The following is a 21162-nucleotide window of genomic DNA, read 5'->3' on the forward strand; positions in this document are numbered from 1 at the left end:
TTGCTCACTGTTTTGATTGAAACGATCATGGCGGAGTGTAAACGCGTGCTCAGATTTGCGCAATTCGATCAAACGAATGATTGAAACGATCAAATTGGGGACGATGCGCGCACGCGCGAGCGCGCGCGGCCGCGTGGTGCGGCTTGAAGGATAAAGCGAAGGGAACGGCGCTGCTGCCGGGGCGGCGCGCGGCGGTGTGGATTGCGGTGTGGCGGGATTTTAGCGGCGCTTGCCGACGTTTATCGGCAGATATCGACGTGGATCGGTGCGGATCCCCGCTCAAGGCGGATTCACGGCGACCGCGTCAGGGCGCGAACACACCGCGCGGCGCGACGAGGCGCGCGGCCGGATCGGTGTCAGCGCTGGTGAGCACGTTCGCCTGCGCGCCGCTCGCGCGCTCCAGCAGTTGCAGCAGCCTGGCGATGCGCAGCCGCTGGCTGACGACGAGGTCGTGCGTCTGCTCCAGCGTCTGCAGGCGCTTGCGGCAGTATTCGGGGTCGATGCCGTGCGTCGCGCTGCCTGCCGCCGCGGAACTGAGGAATTGCAACATGCGCTCGACGTGATCGAGTTGCGCATCGGCGAGTCGCGCGGGCAGCAAGCCGCTCGCTTGCGTTGCCGTTTTTTTTGCCGCTTGCGTTGCCGTCTGCGTTGCCGCTTTCGTTGTCTGCGTCGGTCCTTTCGGCGGTTTCCGAGGGGTCTCGCTCGTGCTCATGATTGCCTTTGATCGTTCTGGTCGTGCGTTCCGGCGCGGCCGGATCAGCGCCGATGCGGGCCGTTTCCCCGGGCCCGCCGTATCGGCGTCGCGCGGCTTCCGCCCGGCCCGGCGCAATGCCCCGAACACGGCTGGAAACCGGCGCTAAACCGGCTATTTGTCGTACAACAATATCCCGTAATGTTTGGTAGGCTTGACCGTCCGTCTCACGAGCATCCGCTGACTGAGATCAATGCCAGATCCCAACTCGATCGCCCTGACACGCCGCCCTTTTCAGCCGTGAACGCACCACCCGCCCCGGGCGAACTCGCCCGCGAACCTGTCAGCAGCAACGGCGCCGTCCTCGCGACGAGCCGCTTCGACACGCACGCGCACGCGCGCGGCGAGCAGTTGCTCGCGTGGCGCGAGCGCGTCGGGCACGTGGTGGACGTGGTGCCGTCGAACCGCCAGCTCGAAGCCGGCTTTCGCGGCGAGATCGACCGCTACGCGACGGGCGCGTTCTCGTTTACCGACTGCACGACCGACACGCTGGTCATGGAGCGCACGGTCGCGCGCGTCTCGACCGACCAGCGGCGCGACTACGCCTTCCATCTCTACGTGCAGGGCGACGCGGGCCTCACCACCGGCATGCGCCGAAAACGCAGCGCCGACGAATCGGCCACGCGCATCGTCGCCATCGACATGAACCAGCCGTTCCACGTCGTGCGGCCCGCCAGCCGTGTGCTGAGCCTGTTCGTGCCGCAGGAAATCGTCGACGCCGATCTGCCGTATGCCGAGTCGATTCACGGCCTGGGCATCGCGCCGCAGACGCCGATGGCGCAACTGAGCCTCGCCCACGCGCTCTCGCTCGCCGACACCCTGCCGCAACTCGACGCCGCGCAGGCCACCGAAGCCATGCAGGTCGCCGCGCAGCTGCTGGTGTCCGCGTATCGCGGCGAGGCGCGCCTCAGCGAGCGCGGACGCGCCGCCGCGCAGGCCGCCGTGATGGCCCAGGTGCGCCGTTACGTCGATGCGAACCTGCATCAGGGCGATCTCACGCCGAGCGCGGTGGTCGCGGCGCTGCAACTGAAGCGCGCGACGATCTATCGCTGGTTCGAGCAGGAGGGCGGGCTGGGCGCGTATATCCGCCATCGCCGTCTGCGCGAGGCCGCCGACGAGCTGGTGCGCTTTCCGCATCTGCTCGTGACGGAGATCGCGTATAGGCTGGGGTTCAATAGCGCGTCGGATTTCACGCGCGCGTTCCGGCGCGCGTTCGGCATGAGCCCGCTCGACATGCGCGCGCGCGTGGTGGAGTTGCGGCGCGCGGAGGCTTGAGGGGCGCGGGCCATGACGGCGGCACTTGCGCGCCGGGCGCATTTACAATCGTCGCGCTCCCGCATCTCACGCACTTCTCACGCACTTCTCACGCACCTATTCATGACCGATTCGACACGACTCGCCCCGGCGCGCCGCCTTGCGCTGGCGCTCGCGGCCGGCTGCGCGCTGGGCGGCGCGGCCCAGCCGGCGTCCGCCGCGCAAGCGGCTACCACGATCAAGATCGACGACACCACACGCGCGCAGATCACGCGCATCGACGGCACGCACGTGCGCGTGCGCATCCTGCCCGACGGCGCGACGCAGACGCTGGAAGTGAAGGCAGTCGACGAGGACGGCCATTTCGGCATCGAAAGCGCCGACTACAACTTCGACGGCCATCGCGACCTGTCCTTCGCAGCCACGCTCGGCCAGGTCAACCGCGAATACCAGATTTTTCTCTACGACGACGCCCAGCGCCGCTTCGAGCCGCTGCGCATGGCTTCGGAAAAAGGTCCGAACGGCAACTGCGACGGCCTGTGGAACATCTCGCCTGACCCGAAAACCCACGTGCTGAACAGTTCGTGCCGCGGCGGCCCGATGTGGTACACCGACGCCTGGCGCTATCGCGCCGATGGACGTCTCTATCTGTACCAGGCGGACGCGCCCTTGCCCGACGAAGTCAACGCGCTGTTCGGCTTGCCCGAGGACAGCGGGCCCGACTCGATCCTGATCACTTACGACGAAACCGGCCACGTCGTCGCGCGCGAGGCGCAAGTCTACGGCGGCGGCAAGGCCACGATGAAGGTGAAGGTCGCGCGCCTGCCCTTGCACGAGCGCGCGCAAGACACGCCGACGAAGCGCTACGTGGTGGCCGGCGACATCCTCGACGTGCTCGACGTCAGCGACGACGGCAGCTGGCTCAAGGTGCGCTACACCCGTCCAAGCGGCAACCCGCAAGCGCACGCGGTGACGGGCTGGGTCGCGGTCAGCGAAGCGGCCGCGACGCCCTGAGAGCGCAAAGGCGCGGCGTCACCCGCCCGCGCCTTCGCGCTTCAATTCAAACCAGCAAATCCTCGTAAAACGCGCCGTACGGCTTCGTCGGATGCGCGATCTGGATTTCGAGGATCCACAGGCCGGTGTTCGGGCACGCATCGAAGTCGCCGAGATCGCCGGCGCGATAAATCGCGTGCGGAAAGTCCGAGACGCGATGGCCCTTGATGTCGAGATTCAGACGCCAGCCCAGCGCCTGCGCGCGCTCCTCGGCGAACGCATAGAGCGCCGTGCCCGCCGAACCCGTCGTGCGCCAGTGCTGCTCGACTTCGTCGAACAGCGTCTTCGCGGCGGCGGCGCACGCCTGCATCTCGGCATCGTCGCCGACGACGAAGGTCGCGCCCGAGTCGCCCTCGTGCGCATCCCAGACCACGCCGAGATCGAGAAAAAAGATGTCGTTGGCCTGGAGCACCGGATCGCCCACCGAGCGCTCCTTGAAAATGCGCAGCGTGTTCTCGCCGAAGCGCACGATGGTCGGATGCCAGATGCGGTCCATGCCCAGCGCTTTCATCTCCGCGGTGCACAGCGCCACCGCCTCCGACTCGCGCATGCCCGGCACGATGCGCGGCGCCACGCGCTCGATCACTTCCCAGGTGCGCTCGCGCGCCGCCTGCATCCGCTCCTTCACATACTTGCTGCCTACCGCTTCTTTCGGGCTCGTTGCCGTGCTCACCGTGGTCTCTCCGCTTCGATATATCTTTTCGAATATATCGCGCGATGCCGCACATGTCCATCGCATGGGCGGCATCGCGCGCGCAGAGCGTCCGGGTTCAGCGAGCGAAATCAGCGGGCAAAATACATGTCGTGCAGTTCGTCGACGTTCACGTCCTGCGCGCGCGCCTCGAAGGTGACCTTGCCGCCCTGCATCAGATAGACCTGATCGGCGAGCCGCAGCGCCATATGCGTGTTCTGCTCGACGAGCACGATGGTGCGCCCCGCCGCCTTGAGCCGTTCGAGAATCGCGAACACTTCCTGCACCATCACGGGCGCGAGGCCCAGCGAAGGCTCGTCGATCAGCATCAGTTGCGGCGACGACATCAGCCCGCGCCCGAGCGCGAGCATCTGCGCCTGGCCGCCCGAAAGCGTGCCCGCAGGCAGCGCGCGGCGCTCCTTGAGCAGCGGAAACAGCCCGTAGACTTCTTCGAGCTGCTGCGCCGCGCCCGCGCGCCGCGACTTCGCGAACGCGCCCAGCATGAGGTTTTCCTCGATCGACATGTCGCGGAAAATCATGCGCCCTTCCGGCACCATCGCAATGCCGCGCTGGGCCATGTCCCACGTGGGCACGCCCGCGAGCGGCGCGCCATCGAACACGATTTCGCCGTGCGCGAGCGGAACGAGCCCCATGATCGCGCGCAGCAGCGTGGTCTTGCCCGCGCCGTTCGGCCCGACGATCGTCGTCACCTCGCCCTTCGCGATCGCGAGCGAGACGTCCCAGAGCACATTGATCGCGCCATAGCCCGCGCGCGCGTGGCGGATTTCCAGCATCTCAGGCATGAGCGGCCTCCCCCGTATAACTGCGCACGACTTCCGGATCGCGGAACACCTCGGCGGGCGGACCGTCGGCGATCAGCTTGCCGAAATTGAGCACCGCCACGCGGCGGCACAGGTTCATCACGGTTTCGATGTCGTGTTCGATGATCAGGATGCCTACACGATAGCGTTCGTGCACGTCGATCAGCGTCTTCATGAAGCGCCGCTTGGTGGCCGTCTCCAGCCCGCCGAGCACTTCGTCGAGCAGCAGCAGTTTCGGGCCGGTCGCCAGCGCCTTCGCCACTTCGAGCGCCTTCAATTCGGTGAGCGCGAGTTCGGTCGCGGCGTCGCGCTGCGCCTTGCCCGCGAGCCCCATGAAGTCGAGGATCTCGTCGATGCGCGCCTCGTCCACGCGGCCCGCGCCGAAGCGTTGCGCGACGATCAGGTTCTCGCGCACCGTGAGTTCGTGCAGCGGCTGCGGCACCTGGAACGTGCGTCCGATGCCGAGTCGCGCGCGCCGGTACAGCGGCGTCTTGAGCAGGTCGATGCCCTCGAAGCGGATCGTGCCGCTCGTGGGCCGCACGAGTCCCGAGATCGCGTTGAACAGCGTGGTCTTGCCCGCGCCGTTCGGGCCGACGAGGCCCACCACGTCGTGCGTGCCGAGCGTGAGCGAGACGCCGCTCACGGCCGTGAGTCCGCCGAAGCGGATCGACACGTCCTTCAATTCCAGTTCAGCCTGCTGCATGAGCACCTCGTCCGGTCCGTTTGAAGCGCAGCGCGGTCAGCCCCGCGGGACTCACGATGATCATCGCCACCAGCAGCATGCCGAGCACGATCTGATGGCCCGTCGGCAAGAGGCTCTTGAGCACGAGCTGATCGATCAGATAGACCGACACCGCGCCCACCAGCGGCCCGAGTATCGTGCGATAGCCGCCGCAGATCGCCGCGATGATCGGCACCACGGCCCAGCTCGCGTTGAACGCGTAGTCGGGTTCGAGAAAGTTGATGTAGTGCGCGTTGAACGCGCCGACGAGTCCCGTCATGAGCGCGGAGAGCATCAACATCGCGAGCTTGAGGATCACGCTGTTGACGCCCACCACGCGCGTGGCGTCCTCCGATTCGTGCATCGCGCGCAGCGCGAGCCCGACGTTCGAGCCGCGCAGCTTCGCGTAGAGCAGCGCGAAAACCAGCACGAGCGTGAGAATCACGACATAGCCGCCGCTCTTGCTGCCGAAGTCCACGCCCAGCAGTGTCGGCAGCGCCGGAATGCTGGAGAGGCCGCTCGCGCCGCCCGTGAGCCCCGACCACTCTGTCGCGACGATGCGGAAGATCTGCGCATACGCGAGAATCGCCAGCGCGAAGTACGGGCCTTTCAGGCGCAGCGCGGGCGCCATCGCGAGCGAGGCGACGCTCGCGCCCACGCCGCCCGCGAGCATCGCGGGAAACACGGGCCAGCCCGCCTTCATCGTGAGCAGCGCGGAGATGTACGAGCCCACGCCGAAGAACGCGCTGTGCCCGAAGCTCACCATGCCGCCGAGATTGCCGAGCAGCGCCCACGCGAGCGCGACGCCTGCGACCGTCAGCGAGGCGACCGCGAGACTCATCAGATAGAGGTTCTGGCCGAGCGCGAGCGGCACCGCCGCGTAGAGCACGACGAGCGTGACGGCGAGCACGGCGATGCGCTGCGCGGACCAGCCCGGCTTCGCGCGCGCAGCGACGTTGGCCGCCACGCCGGGGTTGTTGGTAGTGGTGTTCATTGCAATTGCCCCTTTATCCCCGTCTTTTCGCCACGCCGAACAGGCCGTTGGGCAGCACGTACAGCACGACCAGGAACAGCAGCATGCCGGCCAGTTCCTGCAGCGCCGAACTCGCGAGCGTGACCGTGAGCGCCTCCGCCACGCCGAGCAGCAGCGCGCCCGCGAGCACGCCGGGAATCGAGCCCACGCCGGCCAGCACGGTGATGATGAAGGCCTTCACCGTCAACGCCTCGCCGATGGCGGGCTGCACCGCGCTCGACGCATAGATCGACACGCCCGCGCACGACGCCAGCACGCCCGCGACGACGAACGACACCAGCTCCACCTTGCGCGGATCGATACCCATCAGGCGCGCCGCGTCGCGGTTGCTCGAAATCGCCCGCACCGCGCGCCCGTACCACGAGCGCGTCAGCCACCACCAGAGCGCGAGCATCAGCAGCACGCTGATGCCGAACGACAGCACCTCGCTGCGCATCGACAGCAGATTGCCGAGCATCACGCTGTCCTGGAGCCAGGCGTCGTTGGTCGAGCGCACGTCGGCGCCCCAGCCCAGCAGCACGGCGTTGGTCAGCACGATGCCGATGCCGTAGGTGAGGATCAGCGAATTCAGCTCGCGGTCGCGCTTGATGCGGCTGACCAGATACCACGCGAGCGCGGCCGCCGCGCACACCACCGGAATCGCCACGGGAATCGCGAACACCGGATTGATGCCGAGGCGCGTCTCGAACGTGTAGGCGATATACGCGGCCAGCAGCACGAGTTCGCCGTGCGCGAGATTGATGATGCGCATCGAGCCGAACACCAGCGCGAGCCCGAGCGCGACGAGCGCATACGCGCCGCCCACGAGCACGCCCGAATACAGCGACTGCAACACGAGTTCGCTCATCGCGATCTCCCTTTCGATAACAGCACACGAAGCGCGATGCGCGCGCTCACCACGGCAGCGCCGGATAATTGAGCTTGCCGGTCGCGCGTTCCTTCGGCCACACGAGCACGATGCGGTCGCCCTGGATCTGCGCCATGTTGTTGACGAACGACGGGTTGTCGCCATTGGCCGCGAAGCTGACCTTGCCGATCAGCGTGTCCTGCGGTTTCGCGCGCAATTCGGCGGCGATGCCGTCCTTCTTGAGCGTGCCCGCGTCGGCGGCGCGCGCCATCGCGTTGAACAGCAGCACCGACTGCACGAAGGCGAATTCGGCCACGTAGTCGGGCTCTTTCTTGTAGGCGGCCACGTAGGCATCGACGAAAGCCTTGCCCTCGGCCGAGCCGAACTGCGCCGGATGCGGCAGCATCGCGCAGCCGATCACGTTGTTGACGAGGTCCGGAAATTCGCCGGCCATCTTCGGCGTGGCGAGCGACCATGCGCCCATCACCGCCTTCAGTTGCGGCTTGAGCACCTTGGCCGCGCGCAGGATGCCGATGTAATCGTTCTCGTAGCCGATCATCAGCATCACGTCGGGCTTGTCTTGCAGGCGGATCTTGTTGACGAGCGGCTTGAAGTCCGTCATCGACGGCTCGAACATGTGCAGCGTCACTTTCACGCCCTGCGCGCGCAGCTTCGTGGCGACGTCGTTGCTCACGTCGGCGGTCGCCTGCTTGGTCGAGGCGACGATGGACACCGACTTCGCGCCCATCGCGTCGAGCTGCCCGAGCATCGCCTTCGAATAGCCCGACGCAGGCCCGACGCGGAAGAAGCGCTTGAGCCCGCGCGAGGTGATGCCGCTGTCCACGGCGCCCGAGGTGATGTAGACGAGACCGGCCTTGTCGGCGGCCTCCGAGGCGGGGCTGACCGAGTTCGAGCCGTAGCCGCCCGTGATCGCGAGCACGCCTTGCGAGGCGAGCTTTTCGACGGCGGAGACGGCCTTGGCGGGCTGCGCCTCGTCGTCGAGCACGGTGAGCGTGACCTTGTGCTTGCCGGTGCCGCCGAGCTTGCCGCTGTTGAACAGATCGGCGGCCACCTTGATGCCTTCGAGCTGCGCCGTGCCCGCGCGCGCCATCGAGCCGGTGAGCGGCAACTCGACGCCCACCGGCAGGACTTCCGCGAACGCGGCGGGCGTGGCGCCCAGCAGCGTGAGCGCGCTGACGCTCAGGTTGACGAAAAAGCGGATCGCGGCGCCCGACCCGGCGCGCCGCTGGCGAGAAGCGTTGTGTGCAGTGCTGCGATCCATCGTGCCTCCAAACCGGCTTTTATGGTTTGATGCGCGCCCTGTGCGTGGGCGCGTCGTTCGTTGCGCGTCGTGATGGTTGTAGTGCGCGCTTATTTTTTATTTCGGATACCCGATTATTTTTTATCGGTGACGATTCACCACGGCACGCCCGGATACGCGGGCTTCGCGGTCGCCACCTGCTGCGGCCAGACCAGCGCGAGCTTGCCGTCGCGCGCGAACTGGCCCATGTGCGCGACGTAGTGCGGGTTGTCGCCGCGCGCATCGAAACTCACCTTGCCGAGGAAGGTATCGTCGCGCTGCGTGGCGCGCAGCGTATCCGCGAGACCACCCTTGTCGAGCGTGCCGGCCTTCTGCGCCTGCGCGATCGCGTCGAACAAGACCTGCGCGTAGACGAACGAGGTCTGCGACTGATAGTTCGATACGGTCTTGAAGAGGCGCTGATAAGTCTCCGAGAAGTCGCGCTGATCCGCCGAGCGGTAATCGGCCGGCGACGCCAGCACCGTCGCGCCATACACGTTGGGCACGAGATCGGGGAACGACTGCGCCATCTTCGGGCTCGCGAAAGCCCACGGCGCGGCAATCGCCTTGAGGTCGGGCTTGAGCACGCGCGCGGCGCGCAGGATGCCGACATAATCGTTCTCGTAACCGAGCATCGCGAGCGCGTCGGGCTTGTCCTGCAGCTTGACCTTGTTGATGAGCGGCTTGAAGTCGCTGATCGACGGATCGTAGGCGTGCAGATACGTCTTCACGCCCTTCGCCTTGAGCGCGGCGTCGAGCTGGCGCGCGAGATCGCTGGTGGCGTCTTTCGTCGAATAGAGAATGGCGACCGACTTCACGCCGAGCGAGTCGAACAGGCCCGTCATGCCCTTCGTGTAGCCCGGCGTGTTGCTCACGCGAAAGAAGTTCTTGAGGCCGCGCGAGACCATGTCGTCGCTGGTGCCGCCCGAGGTCACGTAGACGATGCCCGCCTTGCTCGCCGCTTCGGACGCCGGGCCCGCGCAGTTCGAGTTGGCCGCGCCCGCAATGGCCACCACATGCTGCGAGGCGAGCTGCTCGACGGCGGCGACGGCCTTGGCGGGATTCGATTCGTCGTCGACGGCGACCAGCGTGATCTTGTCTTGCGGATGGCGGCGGTTATAGAGGTCGGCGGCCACCTGGATGCCGCGATACATCTCCGTGCCGGCTTGCGCGAGCGGGCCGGTCAGCGGCAACTCGACGCCCACTTTCCATTCGGCGGCTTGCGCGGCAGCGGACGCGAACGCGCCGCCGAGCGCCAGTGCGAGCGCACAGCACAGCGCGCGTGCGCGCGGACGCCCGGCGTTCTGGCCGCGGGTTAGCGGCGCGATGGGCCGCTTGATGATGCGAGTCATGTCTCCTCCGTGGCCTTCAGGCTTTTTACGAGGTCTTTCTTGTCTGCCTCGAAAAATGATTCGGATGACGAATCAATTGGCCGCGATCGGTATCCGGCTGACGCGCCTTGGCGCTGTCTCGGGTCGATCGGACTTATCGGGCAGGTGCCAGTGTGGGTGAGCGCCCGAAAGCTAACAATTTGTTTTCGGAGAAGCCAGCGTTCGGCGCGGTGGAAGTCGGCATTTGTCCCTATGCTCGCGCTGGGCGAGCGCGCTCGGGACGGTCTACGGGAAAACCCGCGCCGTGGTCGCGCTTACTCGCTCAGGGCTCGTGCGGACGCCACGTCGAGAAAGTGACCGGCCGCTTCGGATCGGCGTTGCTCACGGTGGCGGGATCGGCGATCAGCGCGTCGCCGTCGGGCTTGTCGTTCAGACGCCAGGCCTGCGAGATCTCCTTGTGAAAGATCCAGTCCTGACGCTTCGGATCGAAGCGGAACGTGATGTAGTCGGTCCAGTGCGCGCCGCACGCCACTTCGTTCTGCACCGTGAAGTAACGATCCTTGATGACGAGGCCGTCGGCGCTGTCGTTGAAGGGATCGCACTGGCCGCCGTCGTCGGCGCGCATGATGACGACGTCGTTGCGCGCCGCCAGCCGGTAATGGCCGTCAGGCTTCTGGACGAAGATCAGCAGCGGACGCGGCGTCGGCTGCTCGCGCGAATCGCCCGCGCCGTGCACGGCGACGAGATAGTCGGTGCGCGGCGAATCGGTGAGCTGGCCGGCCGCATAGGTGATCACGGTCTCGCCCTTCGGCAACTGGCGCGCGATCTCGTCGGGCAACGGCGGCGCGGCGCTCGCGGACGACTCCTGCGCCTGCGCGGCGGCGTGCAACAGACTGGCCGAAACCAGCAGCGACAGGGCGGTAATACGTTTCAACGGACGGCCTCGGAATGCGTGGAGGCATGCAGGGTAACACCGGATTGTGTCGGCCAGGGCGCGAGTCGGGGACGGAACACCACCGGAGAAACGCGTCGTCGGCATGCCCGCCGTTCAAACGGCTGCCGTTCGATACTTGCATACGCAACTGTTCCGCCGTGGCAGCGGCGCGGGCGCTGCGTTTGCGGTGTTCATCGCGATGCGATCGCGCCGCGCCTGATCGATGCGTGGCCCGGCATTTCGGTTCCGGCAATGAACTGATTCGCCAAGCGGAACAAAGCGGCCCGCCGCGCGGCGACGCCTGGCGTATACCCCCAAGCCGGCGCGCGAGGCCCACGCCCAGCGGGCGATTTCCCGTTTCGAATCAACGCGGCGAGGCCTGAAAAAAAAGGCGTAAAAAATCGCCGATCGAATAAGCGCGTAAATCTCGGGTTTTTTTCGGGTTGCCTCACCTGGAAGGCGCTTCTAGAATCAGAGCGGATTTCGAGCGCGTCTTCGCCATCGGCGCGAAACCGCTCTGCGCAGCCCGCGCTCGCTCGCGTGGCGCGAGACAAAGACTTCAGGAGGACGACACATGAACACCGCGCACGATGCGCAGCAGCCTGGCCGCAACGCGCAGGCGCACGACGCCGACGCAGGCCTGGGCCTACGCACGTTTCGCACGTATTCCACGTGTCGCCGCCCGGAAGGCGAAGCCGGCCTCGCGCCGACGCGCGCGATGACGCTCGCGCTGCGCCGCCCTTGCGCCCAGGCCCGGCCATGACGCGCCAGTCGCACTCGTCCGGCGTCTTCGATGCGGCGCGCTGCGCCTCTACGTGCTCCAGCACGTCGCGCGCCACTTTGCCCGGTTCAACAGGTTCGCCCGACAAGCCCGAACGCAGCCGCCACGAGCGCCCGCGTTCGCGCCTCGCGCCGCTCGGCGCGCTCCATGCGGAGGCAAACACCATGAACGACACGCTCACCCGCGCGGCGCAGTCCGTGCTGGCCGATCTCTGCACGCCGCAATTCGTGCGCGGCGTGGAAACGACGCACGACCGCCGCGCCGGTCACGCGCTCTGGCGCCAGCTCGACGAACGCGGCCTGCTCGACGCGCTCGTGCCGCGCGCGCAAGGCGGCGCGGACCTGCCGCTCGCCGCCGCCGCCGGCGTGCTGTTCGCGTTCGGCCAGCATGCGCTGCCGCTGCCCGCCGCGCACACGATGATCGCGCGCCACCTGCTCGCGGCGGCGCGCCTCGACGCACCGCGCGGCCCGATCGCGCTGGCTATCGCCGACGCCTCGCAGTGCACGGCCTTCGTGCCCTACGGACAGGTCGCCGACGCCGTCGTGGTCGAAAACGCCCAGGGCGTCTGGCTCGTCCCGCTCGACACCGCGCGCGTGGAAAAGCACGGCGACGGGCTCGACGCCACCGTCTGCTTCAGCACGCGCTCGGCGCGCGCGCTGCCTGCGTGCAGCATCGCCGAACTGGGCGCGATGATCACGGCCGCCACGATGGCGGGCGCGATGCAGCGCGTGCTCGACGTGACCACCGCGTGGGTGCGCGAGAGCACGCCGTCGTCCGCCGCCCAGGCCGCGCGCGACGCCACCCAACGCCAGCTCGACGCCATCGCCGGACACGTCGCCGCCACGCGCGCCGCCGCGCAGCAGGGCTGCGCCGCGCATCGCAGCGGCGAGCAGCGCCTCGCAAGCGCGATCGCCAAGGCGCGCGCGAGCCGCGCCGCGCCGCTGGTCGCCAACGGCGCGCATGGCCTCGCCGGCGCGCTCGGCATCGTGCCCGCGTTCGATCTGCAATTGTTTACGCGGCGGCTGCACGCGCAGCGCCTGCAATTCGGCTCGGAATCGTTCTGGGACGAAATCGTCTGCACGCACACGCAAGGCCGCTCGCAAGGCATCGCCGAAGACACGAGCGGGATTTTCGATGCGTTGGATGAGGTGGCGACGGCGGCGCATTAGGGGGCTCGCTGGTACGCGCCGTCTCCTCGCACGCGTCCGAATGAAAAAACGCGCCCCTTTCGAGGGGCGCGTTGCGTTTTGCCGAAGCGCGCAGACCTACCGAAGTTCGACGCGCATCCCGACGCGCCTCAAACCCCCATCCCCATCGCCGGATCAGAAACCGAATCCTTGCCGGTCTCGATCCGCCCCGCGAAGCGGCGCTTGAACGACACTGACGCGCTGCTCGTCACCACGAAGTCATACCAGTTGCCCGCGTCGCTCACGTTCCAGCGCAGCTCGCCGACCGCGCCCGGCTGCACCTTCACGTTCCATGGGCCGTCCGCGCGATACGCCTGCGCGGCCGCCGTGAACGTGCAGGCCTGGCTGCCGCGATTGTGCAGCTTCACAAGCACCGCCGAACTCGCGCACGGCTCGTAGCACACCTGAATCTCCGGCGCGTTGGCCGCGCCCAGCTCATGCAGATTACCCGCGAATTCGCGGTGATAACCGTTCGGCCCGAGCACCCAGAAATCGTAATGTCCGTTATCGGCGGACGGCAGCGTCCACACGCCCGCGAGCGTCTTGCCCGCCTCCACCACGTAGCGGCGCGGCACGGCGTCGAGATGCTTGCGGTCGTAGACATGGAACACCGCGCCCGCGCCGCTGCTGCTGTCGTTGGCGAATTGCAGCGTCAGCGTACCCGCGCTGGCGTTCGCCTGCGCCGTCGTGTGCAGCTCGTAGGGCAGCGCGCGCGAGGGCCGCGTGCCGGTGGCCTGCGCGGGCAGCGCGGAACTCGTGGTCGCCGACGGCACGGCAATCGCCGCCGATGCCGCCTGCGCCGCCGCGAAATCGTCGGCGCTCGTCTTGCTCGTGCGGCCCGAGAGCGTCGGCAACGCGGCGCTGTTCGGGTTCACGAAATCGAAGCACGACGTGAGGTCGCCGCACACCGCGCGCCGGTAGTTGCTGATCTGCGGCTCGCTCACGCCGAAGCGCTTTTCGAGGAACATCAGCGTCGAGGTGTGATCGAAGACCTGCGAATTCACGAAGCCGCCGCGGCTCCACGGCGAGATCACCCACATCGGCACGCGCGGGCCGGGACCATACGGGCGGCCGTCGATGGCCGGCTGATTCGAAGTCGCCGGCGTGTAGTTGTGATACTCGACGGCCATGTCCGTATCGGCCAGCGTGCTCGCGCCCGCGAGCGTGCCATCCGCGTTGTGCGACGGCGCCGAAGGCGGCGGCAGGTGATCGAAGAAGCCATCGTTCTCGTCGTAGTTCACGATCAGCACGGTCTTGCTCCACACCTCGGGATTGGCCGTGAGCGCGTCCAGCACTTCCTGGATGTACCAGCCGCCCTGCGTCGGGCTCGACGGCCCCGGATGCTCGGTGTACGTCGACGGCGGAATGATCCACGAGACCGAGGGCAGCGTGCCGTTCTGGATGTCGTCGCGGAAGGTTTCGAGGAAGCCTTGCGGCATGGTGTTGCCGAAGCCCTTCGCGAGCGGGCTCAGCGCATCGTCGATCGACGCGTCGTAGAACGGGCCCGCGTTCGACACGTCCTGCGTGATGCTTTCGGTCGCCACGTAGAGCGGGCGGCGTGCGGACGGCATCTGCTCGATGGCCTCGCGCCAGTGGCGAAAGCCCATCATCTCGTTGCAGCCGAAGTTGTCGATCAGGCTCTGATAGACCTTCCAGTTCACGCCTGCGGCTTGCAGGCGGTCGGCGTAGGTGGTCCACGTCCAGCCCGCCGTCGAAGGGCCGATGTCGTTGCCGCCGTTGAACTCGTTGTTGAGCGCGGCCACGCCCACGCGGCTGTTGTCGGACGGGCTCAGGCCGTTCGGCCCGTTGGTGCCGGTCCAGTAGAACAGGCGGTTGGCGATGGTGCCCGTGTGCATGCCGCAGTGATACGAATCGCAGATCGTGAAGGCGTCGGCGAGCGCGCGATGGAACGGCACTTCGGCGGTGTTGTAATAGCCCATTGACAAGGGCTTTTTCGAGGTGGGCCACGCGTTCATGCGGCCGTTGTCCCATGCCGATTGCGCGTCGCTCCACGTGTGCGGCGTGCTGCCCGCGCGCACCGCGTTGCCCTGGGTTTCGTCGAGGTGATACGGAATCAGCGTGCTCGTTGCGCCCGCGTTCGTGTAGCTCTGATAGAAGATGTTCGCGCCGTTCGGCGTGGGAATCGGGAAGCGGTCGCCGTAACCGCGCACGCCCTGGAACGTGCCGAAGTAGCTGTCGAACGAGCGGTTTTCGAGCATCAGCAGCACGACGTGCTGCACGTCCTTGATGGTGCCCGTGACGTTGTTCGCGTCGATGGCGAGCGCGCGGCGAATCGCGGGCGGGAACGTGGACAGCGCGGCCATCGCGGCGGCGCTGCCCAGCGAGGTGCGCAGAAAATTGCGCTTCGAGGGGCTGAAAGTCATGCGGGTCGTGGTGTTCGAGTGAGGGAAAGGAAGGGATCAGGGCGCGGGCGCGCAATGCGCCGTCGTGCAGACCGCGTTCGCCGCGTCGTTGGCGACGGGCGTCTTGTCGTCGTTGCCGCCGCACGCCGCGATCAGCACCGTGAGACACAGTGCGCCGCCGCCGAGCAGGCGTCTTCCCAACCTCGATACATCCGGCAAGATATTTCTCATGGTCCTTGTTTGCTCAAGAGTACGAATTAAATCGGTGCGATAAAAAGCCGACACGCAAACGTTGTCGTCACAACGTTCGCGTGGAGATCGGCACAGATTCTCGGCGTAATTCTTTGCAATATTATGAAAGGCGTCAGTCAGGGACCGATGACGACACCTCGCTGCACGGTGCGAAGCCTTAGAACACGTAGTCGGCGGCGCGCGCCAGCTTGACGAACGGCCCGCTCAGCACGCGGTTGTGATGCGCGACGATGGCCTGCGCGGAAAGCGCGGGCGAGTCCATGGTCGTATGCGCGTCTTCAATCAGCACGGGCCGCCAGCCCAGTTCGCTCGCCGCGCGGCAGGTCGTATCGACGCAATACTCGGTCTTCATGCCGACAATCGCGAGTTCGTCCACCTTCGCGTCGCGCAGCCACTGTGCGAGATCGGTGCCTGCGAAACAACTCGGACGCGTTTTATCGAAGGTGACATCGTGCGCGGCATCCACGTGCAGGTCCGCCAGCAGTTGCGTGAGCGCGCTGCCCGGCTCGATCGGCGAGCCCTTCGGGCCGGTGTGGCGCGCGGCGAAGATCGGCGCGTTCGCAACACGCGCGCGGGCGATCAGCAGGTTGATGTTGTCGAGCACGCGTGCGCCTTCGTGGGGCGATTCGGCGCCGTTGAACAGGCCGTTCTGCATGTCGATGATCAACAATGCACGGCGGGATGGGGCGAGGTCGGACACAACGTTTCTCCATAAAGAGCCGATGGCGGACGGAGAAACGACAAGGCCCCGTCCGTATTCGGCGGGGCCTTGGGATCGATACGATGATGCTCGGTGACTTGCGCGCGTATCGGCCTCACGACCCGCCAGAGGCGGTCGTGGTCGTCGTAGTGAGCGGGCGCGCGATGAAGTTCATGTGGACGATGATGCAACACGCGCGCGGCGCGCGTCAACGCAAAATTCAACGCGCGCGAATCGTGACGTTCAACGCGGCTGCATGCGAATCGCACCATCGAGACGAATCGTTTCGCCGTTGAGCATCGGATTCTCGAGGATATGCATCGCGAGCGCGGCGAACTCGTCGGGCGCGCCCAGACGCGGCGGGAACGGCACCATCTTGCCGAGCGAGTCGCGAATCTCCTCGGGCAGACGCGCGAGCATCGGCGTATCGAACAGCCCCGGCGCGATCGTGCAGACGCGAATGCCCTTGCTCGCGAGATCGCGCGCGGCCACCAGCGTCATGCCCACCACGCCCGCCTTCGACGACGCATACGGCACCTGCCCGATCTGCCCTTCGTACGCGGCCACCGACGCGGTCAGCACGCACGCGCCGCGCTCGCCCGCCGCGTTCGGTGCGTTGCGCGCCATCGCCGCCGCCGCGAGACGCAGCACGTTGAAGGTGCCGACGAGATTCACGCGCACCACGTTTTCATAGGCTTCGAGCGAGCCCGGCGAGCCGTCCTTTTCGATCAGGCGCACCGCGCCGCCGCGTCCCGCGCAATGCACGAGCGCGCGCAGCGTGCCGCGCTGCGTGGCCGCGTCGATCACGGCAGCCATCTCGTCGCCGTTCGTGACATCGGCGGCCACGAAGCTCGCCGCCGGGCCGAGTTCGTCGGCCACCGCCGCGCCACGCGAACCCGCCAGATCGCAGATCACGACCTGTGCGCCCTTCTCCAGCAACTGCTTCGTGCTCGCGAGGCCCAGCCCCGATGCGCCACCCGTTACGACCGCCACAGCTCCCTTGAGGTCCATTCGTTCGTCTCCTTTCGTATTCAGCTTTCGTTACGTTCGTTGATGCCGTCGTCGATGCCGCGTTCAAAGCCGCTCGATCAGCGTCGCGTTCGCCATGCCGCCCGCCTCGCACATCGTCTGCAAGCCGTAACGGCCGCCGCTGCGTTCGAGCGCGTTGAGCATCGTCGTCATGAGACGCGCGCCCGATGCGCCCAGCGGATGCCCGAGCGCAATCGCACCGCCCGCCGGATTGAGACGCGCGGCATCGGCACCGAGCGCCTTTTGCCACGCGAGCGGCACCGAAGCGAACGCTTCGTTGACTTCGAAATGCGCAATGTCGTCGATCTTCAGACCGACCTTGCGCAGCAGATGCTCGGTGGCCGGAATCGGCGCGGTCAGCATCATGAGCGGGTCGTCGCCGCGCACCTCGAACGAGACGATGCGCGCGCGCGGCTTCAAGCCGAGTTGCGCCGCCTTCTTCTCGCTCATGACGAGCAGCGCCGCCGCGCCGTCCGAAATCTGCGAGGCGTTGCCCGCCGTCACGTTGAAACGGATGCCCGGAAAACGCTCGGCCAGCGCGGCGTCTTCGAATGAAGGCGCGAGGCCCGCGAGACGCTCGACCGTGGTGCCCGCGCGGATGGTTTCGTCGGCGTCGATGCGGCGCGTGCCTCCGCGCGTGCCCTGTTCGTCGCGGACCTCGATCGGCACGATCTCGCGCGCGAAGTGACCGGCGGCGCGCGCGGCGTCGGCGCGGCGGTGCGACTCGGCCGAATACGCGTCGAGCATCTCGCGCGTGAGCGCCCACTTCTGCGCCACCAGATCGGCGCTCACGCCCTGGCCCACGAGCCCCTGCGGATAGCGCGCATGAAAGCGCGCGCCATATTGATCGCGATCGAGGCGCGAGCTGCCCATCGGCACGCGGCTCATCGACTCCACGCCGCCCGCCACCACGATCTCGTTGACGCCCGCCATGATGGCCTGCGCCGCGAAATGCACGGCCTGCTGGCTCGATCCGCACTTGCGCTCGACCGTGGTCGACGGCACGTGCTGCGGATAACCGGCCGCGAGCCACGCCACGCGGCCCGGCGTGGTCGCCTGCTCGCCCACCTGGCTCACGCAGCCGATGATCACGTCGTCGACGGTGCCGGGGTCGAGGTCGTTGCGCTCGACGAGTTGCTGGATCAACTGCGAAAGCAGGTCGGCCGGATGCAGGTCGACGAAGGCGCCGCCCGCCTTCGTCCGGCCCATGGGACTGCGCACCGCATCGACGATTACCGCGCTCTGGATCATGGTTCGCTCAGTGTTGGAGATGGGTTGATGCTGCCGAATGACGGAAAAATGAATCTCGCGAATCAAAATACACCGACCCATCTCACAATTTCAATAGTGGTAAACATTTTTCGATCCATCAGGATCATTTAAACCGTTTCATGCGACGATAGCCACATATCGAAAGCGGCCAAGCGAGCCTGAGAGTCCGAATTCCCGAAGTTGCGCGCGGCTGAACGCGTCCACCGAGCCGGCCAGACGGGCCGTGGGCGCGGCAAAGCGTCGCAATTTCACGAAAAATGAGCCAGTCGTCTTGAAAAATTGTTCCGCCACGAAGGGGAAAGCTAGAATGCCGGGTTTGCCAAAAGGCGCCCCGTGTTGACCCGGCGCGCCCATCCCCCGAAGAAGGAATCCGACATGACCGACCAGGCCACCTCACGCACCGACGACGCCGCTGAATCGTCCAGCGACTCGAGCAACGAGTCGACCAACGAGTCGACCAACGAATCGCAGCTCGTGAGCGCACTCGCGCGCGGCATCCGGATCCTGCAGTGCTATTCGATGGGCGCGTCCGAGCTGTCGGCGCGCGAGCTGGTGGAGCGCACCGGCCTGCCCAAGCCCACGGCGCTGCGGCTCATCAACACGCTGTGCGAGTTCGGCATGCTGCGCTACTCGGAGCGCATTTCGAAATACGTGCTCGGCACCGAGATGCTGAGCCTCGCCGCGCCTGCGCTCGGCCGCATGACGATCCGCCAGATCGCGCGGCCGATGATGCAGGAGCTGGCCGATTACTGTCAGGGCCAGGTGACGCTCGCCGTCGGTTACCGCCTGAACCTCGCCTACGCCGAAGTCGCGCAGGGCGCGGGCAGCGCGGTCTATCGCTCGGAGATCGGCACGCGGCTTTCGCTGTCGCGCACGGCCTCGGGCCGCGCGTATCTGTGGACGGTGCCGGGCGCCGAACGCGAGCGCTATCTGCAGGAAACGCTCACGCGCGATCCGGCCAAGGGCGAGCTGCTCGCGCAGCGCCTCACGCAGGCGCAGCAGGAATTGCGCGAGCAGGGCTGCACGGTGTCGCACGGCGACATGCAGCGCGAGATTCACTCGGTGGCGATTCCGCTGGCGTCGCCCATCGACGACGAGTACTGGGTTTTCAGCTGTTCCATTGCGGTATTCAACATCAGCGGCAACCAGTTGACCGACGACATCGCCCCGCGGTTGATGTCGCTGGTCAGGCGCGTGGAGGCAGCGCTCGGCAGCATGACTGGCGCCGCGCACGATATGGAGACGAGACCGTGGAGCGTGTCCGCGAACTAGCAGCCGCAGCACCCGGCAAGGAAGCCCTGCGCCTTGCCGGCACCGACGAGGTCCTCACCTACGCCACACTGAACGAACGCGCGGACCGGGTCGCGCACTGGCTGATCCAGCTAGGCCTGCAACCCGGCGACGGCATCGCGCTGTTGTTCGAGAATCACCCCGCCCTGGCCATCGCGGCCGTCGGCGCCGAGCGCGCCGGTCTGTATTTCACCCCCATCAGCATCCAGTTGAAAACGCGCGAAGTCGCGCACGTCCTCCAGGACTGCGGCGCGCGCGTGCTGATCGTCTCGCAGACGATGCGCGAACTCGCGCAGACGCTCGCCGACGAAGGCGCGCTGAACGGCGTGGCCTGTTATATGACGGGCGCGGTCACGCCGCCCGGCTTCGCCTCGCTCGACGCCGCGCTCGACGACACCGACACGCGCGCGCCGCTGCCCGAGTGCGATCAGGGCCGAGACTTTCTCTATTCGTCGGGCACCACGGGGCTGCCGAAGGGCATCCTCAAGCCGCTCGTGCCGTGGGAGCGCCGCACGATCGACGACACCGAAACGGCCTCATGGCGCAAGAGTTTCGGATTTAATGAGGACTCCGTGTATTTGAGCACGGCGCCGCTCTATCACGCCGCGCCGCTGCGCTATCTCGTGCGCATGCTGCGCACGGGCGGGCGCAGCATCGTCATGCAGAAGTTCGATCCCGAGGCCGCGCTCGCCGCCATCGAACGCTATCGCGTCACGCACAGCCAATGGGTGCCGACGATGTTCGTGCGCCTGCTCGCGCTGCCCGAAGCGGTGCGCCGACGCTACGACGTGAGCAGCCTGAAAGTGGCGATCCACGCGGCCGCGCCCTGCCCGCCGCTCGTCAAGCAACAGATGATCGACTGGTTCGGCCCGGTGATCTACGAGTATTACGCGGGCTCGGAGGGCGTCGGGCTCACGGCGATCGACTCTCACGAATGGCTCGCGCATCGCGGCTCGGTCGGGCGCGCGAAATTCGGCACGCTGCATATCGTCGACGAGGACGACCGCGATCTGCCCGTGGGCGAGATCGGCCGCGTGTTCTTCGAAGGCGGGCCGCCGTTCGAGTATCACAACGATCCCGCGAAGACCCGGAGCGTGCGCAATCGGCACGGCTGGGCCACCTATGGCGATATTGGCCATGTGGACGCGCAAGGCTACCTCTATCTGAGCGACCGCCGCGCGGACCTCATCATCAGCGGCGGCGTGAACGTCTATCCGCAGGAAATCGAGAATGTGCTCAGCGAGCATCCGGCCGTGGCCGACGCCGCCGTGATCGGCGTGCCGCATGCCGAGTTTGGCGAGAGCGTGAAGGCCATCGTGCAACTGCGCGAGCGCGACGCCGCCAGCCCGCAGCTCGCCGACGAATTGATGGCGTTCTGCCGCGAGCGTCTTTCGCATATCAAGGTGCCGCGTTCCGTCGATTTCGAAGACGCGCTGCCGCGTCACGACAACGGCAAGCTGCTGCGCCGGCTGCTGAAGGAACGCTATCGCAACCCAGAAAATCCTGGCGCCGCAATTTAATTCGGCATCCAGAATATCACCATAAGAAAGGA

Annotated in this window: 20 protein-coding genes; 6 read left to right on the top strand and 14 right to left on the bottom strand. The window is 66.8% G+C overall.

What is annotated here, in order from left to right; genetic code table 11:
* Nucleotides 1–304: 304 nt before the first annotated feature.
* Nucleotides 305–598 carry a hypothetical protein gene (locus tag LDO54_RS07670; RefSeq protein WP_224008831.1) on the bottom strand — a complete coding sequence of 98 codons (294 nt, stop codon included), beginning with the start codon at nucleotides 596–598 and terminating at the stop codon, nucleotides 305–307.
* A 393-nt stretch (nucleotides 599–991) separates the two neighbouring features.
* Between LDO54_RS07670 and LDO54_RS07675 the strand changes: the two genes are divergently transcribed.
* Together LDO54_RS07675 and LDO54_RS07680 are read left to right on the top strand one after the other, a co-directional pair.
* Nucleotides 992–2026, top strand: a complete 1035-nt coding sequence (locus LDO54_RS07675; RefSeq protein WP_224008833.1) for an AraC family transcriptional regulator — start codon at nucleotides 992–994, stop codon at nucleotides 2024–2026.
* A 102-nt stretch (nucleotides 2027–2128) separates the two neighbouring features.
* Entirely contained in the window at nucleotides 2129–3019 is an 891-nt protein-coding gene (locus LDO54_RS07680; RefSeq protein WP_224008835.1) for an XAC2610-related protein, read from the top strand.
* A gap of 46 nt (nucleotides 3020–3065) precedes the next feature.
* Here LDO54_RS07680 and LDO54_RS07685 read toward each other — a convergent pair whose 3' ends face one another.
* The 8 genes from LDO54_RS07685 to LDO54_RS07720 all read right to left on the bottom strand — a co-directional run bounded on the left by LDO54_RS07685 (nucleotide 3066) and on the right by LDO54_RS07720 (nucleotide 10736).
* Nucleotides 3066–3731 carry a M24 family metallopeptidase gene (locus LDO54_RS07685; RefSeq protein WP_224008837.1) on the bottom strand — a complete coding sequence of 222 codons (666 nt, stop codon included), beginning with the start codon at nucleotides 3729–3731 and terminating at the stop codon, nucleotides 3066–3068.
* 110 nt (nucleotides 3732–3841) lie between these two features.
* Complete coding sequence (locus LDO54_RS07690; RefSeq protein ID WP_224009061.1) at nucleotides 3842–4543, bottom strand: ABC transporter ATP-binding protein; 702 nt, start codon at nucleotides 4541–4543, stop codon at nucleotides 3842–3844.
* 1 nt (nucleotide 4544) lies between these two features.
* Nucleotides 4545–5273, bottom strand: a complete 729-nt coding sequence (locus tag LDO54_RS07695; protein ID WP_224008839.1) for an ABC transporter ATP-binding protein — start codon at nucleotides 5271–5273, stop codon at nucleotides 4545–4547.
* Nucleotides 5260–6285, bottom strand: a complete 1026-nt coding sequence (locus LDO54_RS07700) for a branched-chain amino acid ABC transporter permease (RefSeq protein WP_224008840.1) — start codon at nucleotides 6283–6285, stop codon at nucleotides 5260–5262. Before LDO54_RS07700 ends, LDO54_RS07695 begins: the two co-directional genes overlap by 14 nt.
* Before the next feature lie 13 nt (nucleotides 6286–6298).
* The gene (locus tag LDO54_RS07705; protein ID WP_224008842.1) at nucleotides 6299–7171 is read right to left on the bottom strand and encodes a branched-chain amino acid ABC transporter permease; all 873 of its coding nucleotides are present in this window, start codon (nucleotides 7169–7171) and stop codon (nucleotides 6299–6301) included.
* Between the two features lie 46 nt (nucleotides 7172–7217).
* Entirely contained in the window at nucleotides 7218–8453 is a 1236-nt protein-coding gene (locus LDO54_RS07710) for an ABC transporter substrate-binding protein (RefSeq protein ID WP_224008844.1), read from the bottom strand.
* 134 nt (nucleotides 8454–8587) lie between these two features.
* A complete protein-coding gene (locus LDO54_RS07715) occupies nucleotides 8588–9823 on the bottom strand; it encodes an ABC transporter substrate-binding protein (RefSeq protein WP_224008846.1) in 1236 nt (411 codons plus the stop codon).
* A gap of 301 nt (nucleotides 9824–10124) precedes the next feature.
* Nucleotides 10125–10736, bottom strand: a complete 612-nt coding sequence (locus LDO54_RS07720; protein ID WP_224008848.1) for a hypothetical protein — start codon at nucleotides 10734–10736, stop codon at nucleotides 10125–10127.
* 574 nt (nucleotides 10737–11310) lie between these two features.
* Between LDO54_RS07720 and LDO54_RS07725 the strand changes: the two genes are divergently transcribed.
* Together LDO54_RS07725 and LDO54_RS07730 are read left to right on the top strand one after the other, a co-directional pair.
* Nucleotides 11311–11499, top strand: a complete 189-nt coding sequence (locus tag LDO54_RS07725) for a hypothetical protein (protein ID WP_224008850.1) — start codon at nucleotides 11311–11313, stop codon at nucleotides 11497–11499.
* A gap of 182 nt (nucleotides 11500–11681) precedes the next feature.
* Nucleotides 11682–12686 carry an acyl-CoA dehydrogenase family protein gene (locus LDO54_RS07730; protein ID WP_224008852.1) on the top strand — a complete coding sequence of 335 codons (1005 nt, stop codon included), beginning with the start codon at nucleotides 11682–11684 and terminating at the stop codon, nucleotides 12684–12686.
* A 128-nt stretch (nucleotides 12687–12814) separates the two neighbouring features.
* On the opposite strand, the gene LDO54_RS07735 is transcribed toward LDO54_RS07730, so the two are convergent.
* The 5 genes from LDO54_RS07735 to LDO54_RS07755 form a co-directional block, all read right to left on the bottom strand.
* Complete coding sequence (locus LDO54_RS07735; RefSeq protein WP_224008854.1) at nucleotides 12815–15088, bottom strand: phosphocholine-specific phospholipase C; 2274 nt, start codon at nucleotides 15086–15088, stop codon at nucleotides 12815–12817.
* A gap of 36 nt (nucleotides 15089–15124) precedes the next feature.
* Nucleotides 15125–15298 carry a hypothetical protein gene (locus LDO54_RS07740; RefSeq protein WP_224008856.1) on the bottom strand — a complete coding sequence of 58 codons (174 nt, stop codon included), beginning with the start codon at nucleotides 15296–15298 and terminating at the stop codon, nucleotides 15125–15127.
* A 178-nt stretch (nucleotides 15299–15476) separates the two neighbouring features.
* Nucleotides 15477–16019 carry a cysteine hydrolase family protein gene (locus tag LDO54_RS07745; RefSeq protein WP_224008858.1) on the bottom strand — a complete coding sequence of 181 codons (543 nt, stop codon included), beginning with the start codon at nucleotides 16017–16019 and terminating at the stop codon, nucleotides 15477–15479.
* A gap of 243 nt (nucleotides 16020–16262) precedes the next feature.
* The gene (locus LDO54_RS07750; protein WP_224008860.1) at nucleotides 16263–17030 is read right to left on the bottom strand and encodes an SDR family NAD(P)-dependent oxidoreductase; all 768 of its coding nucleotides are present in this window, start codon (nucleotides 17028–17030) and stop codon (nucleotides 16263–16265) included.
* Between the two features lie 63 nt (nucleotides 17031–17093).
* Nucleotides 17094–18296, bottom strand: coding sequence for a thiolase family protein (locus LDO54_RS07755; protein WP_224009063.1), 1203 nt, complete (start codon nucleotides 18294–18296; stop codon nucleotides 17094–17096).
* 399 nt (nucleotides 18297–18695) lie between these two features.
* On the opposite strand from LDO54_RS07755, the gene LDO54_RS07760 reads away from it, so the two are divergent.
* The gene (locus LDO54_RS07760; protein WP_224008862.1) at nucleotides 18696–19592 is read left to right on the top strand and encodes an IclR family transcriptional regulator; all 897 of its coding nucleotides are present in this window, start codon (nucleotides 18696–18698) and stop codon (nucleotides 19590–19592) included.
* On the top strand, nucleotides 19571–21130 hold the full coding sequence (locus LDO54_RS07765; RefSeq protein ID WP_224008864.1) for an acyl-CoA synthetase: 1560 nt from the start codon (nucleotides 19571–19573) through the stop codon (nucleotides 21128–21130). The genes LDO54_RS07760 and LDO54_RS07765 overlap by 22 nt, the downstream gene beginning before the upstream one ends.
* Nucleotides 21131–21162: the final 32 nt, after the last annotated feature.

It is taken from the genome of Paraburkholderia tropica, assembly GCF_914484835.1.
Taxonomy (GTDB): Bacteria; Pseudomonadota; Gammaproteobacteria; order Burkholderiales; family Burkholderiaceae; genus Paraburkholderia; species Paraburkholderia tropica_A.

What these genes read in the sequence shown, in the direction of transcription:
- LDO54_RS07680 (WP_224008835.1), top strand. Translation starts at nt 2,129, where the DNA reads ATGACCGATTCGACACGACTCGCCCCGGCGCGCCGCCTTGCGCTGGCG.
- LDO54_RS07690 (WP_224009061.1), bottom strand. Translation starts at nt 4,543, where the DNA reads ATGCTGGAAATCCGCCACGCGCGCGCGGGCTATGGCGCGATCAATGTG.
- LDO54_RS07695 (WP_224008839.1), bottom strand. Translation starts at nt 5,273, where the DNA reads ATGCAGCAGGCTGAACTGGAATTGAAGGACGTGTCGATCCGCTTCGGC.
- LDO54_RS07700 (WP_224008840.1), bottom strand. Translation starts at nt 6,285, where the DNA reads ATGAACACCACTACCAACAACCCCGGCGTGGCGGCCAACGTCGCTGCG.
- LDO54_RS07705 (WP_224008842.1), bottom strand. Translation starts at nt 7,171, where the DNA reads ATGAGCGAACTCGTGTTGCAGTCGCTGTATTCGGGCGTGCTCGTGGGC.
- LDO54_RS07710 (WP_224008844.1), bottom strand. Translation starts at nt 8,453, where the DNA reads ATGGATCGCAGCACTGCACACAACGCTTCTCGCCAGCGGCGCGCCGGG.
- LDO54_RS07715 (WP_224008846.1), bottom strand. Translation starts at nt 9,823, where the DNA reads ATGACTCGCATCATCAAGCGGCCCATCGCGCCGCTAACCCGCGGCCAG.
- LDO54_RS07725 (WP_224008850.1), top strand. Translation starts at nt 11,311, where the DNA reads ATGAACACCGCGCACGATGCGCAGCAGCCTGGCCGCAACGCGCAGGCG.
- LDO54_RS07730 (WP_224008852.1), top strand. Translation starts at nt 11,682, where the DNA reads ATGAACGACACGCTCACCCGCGCGGCGCAGTCCGTGCTGGCCGATCTC.
- LDO54_RS07735 (WP_224008854.1), bottom strand. Translation starts at nt 15,088, where the DNA reads ATGACTTTCAGCCCCTCGAAGCGCAATTTTCTGCGCACCTCGCTGGGC.
- LDO54_RS07740 (WP_224008856.1), bottom strand. Translation starts at nt 15,298, where the DNA reads ATGAGAAATATCTTGCCGGATGTATCGAGGTTGGGAAGACGCCTGCTC.
- LDO54_RS07750 (WP_224008860.1), bottom strand. Translation starts at nt 17,030, where the DNA reads ATGGACCTCAAGGGAGCTGTGGCGGTCGTAACGGGTGGCGCATCGGGG.
- LDO54_RS07760 (WP_224008862.1), top strand. Translation starts at nt 18,696, where the DNA reads ATGACCGACCAGGCCACCTCACGCACCGACGACGCCGCTGAATCGTCC.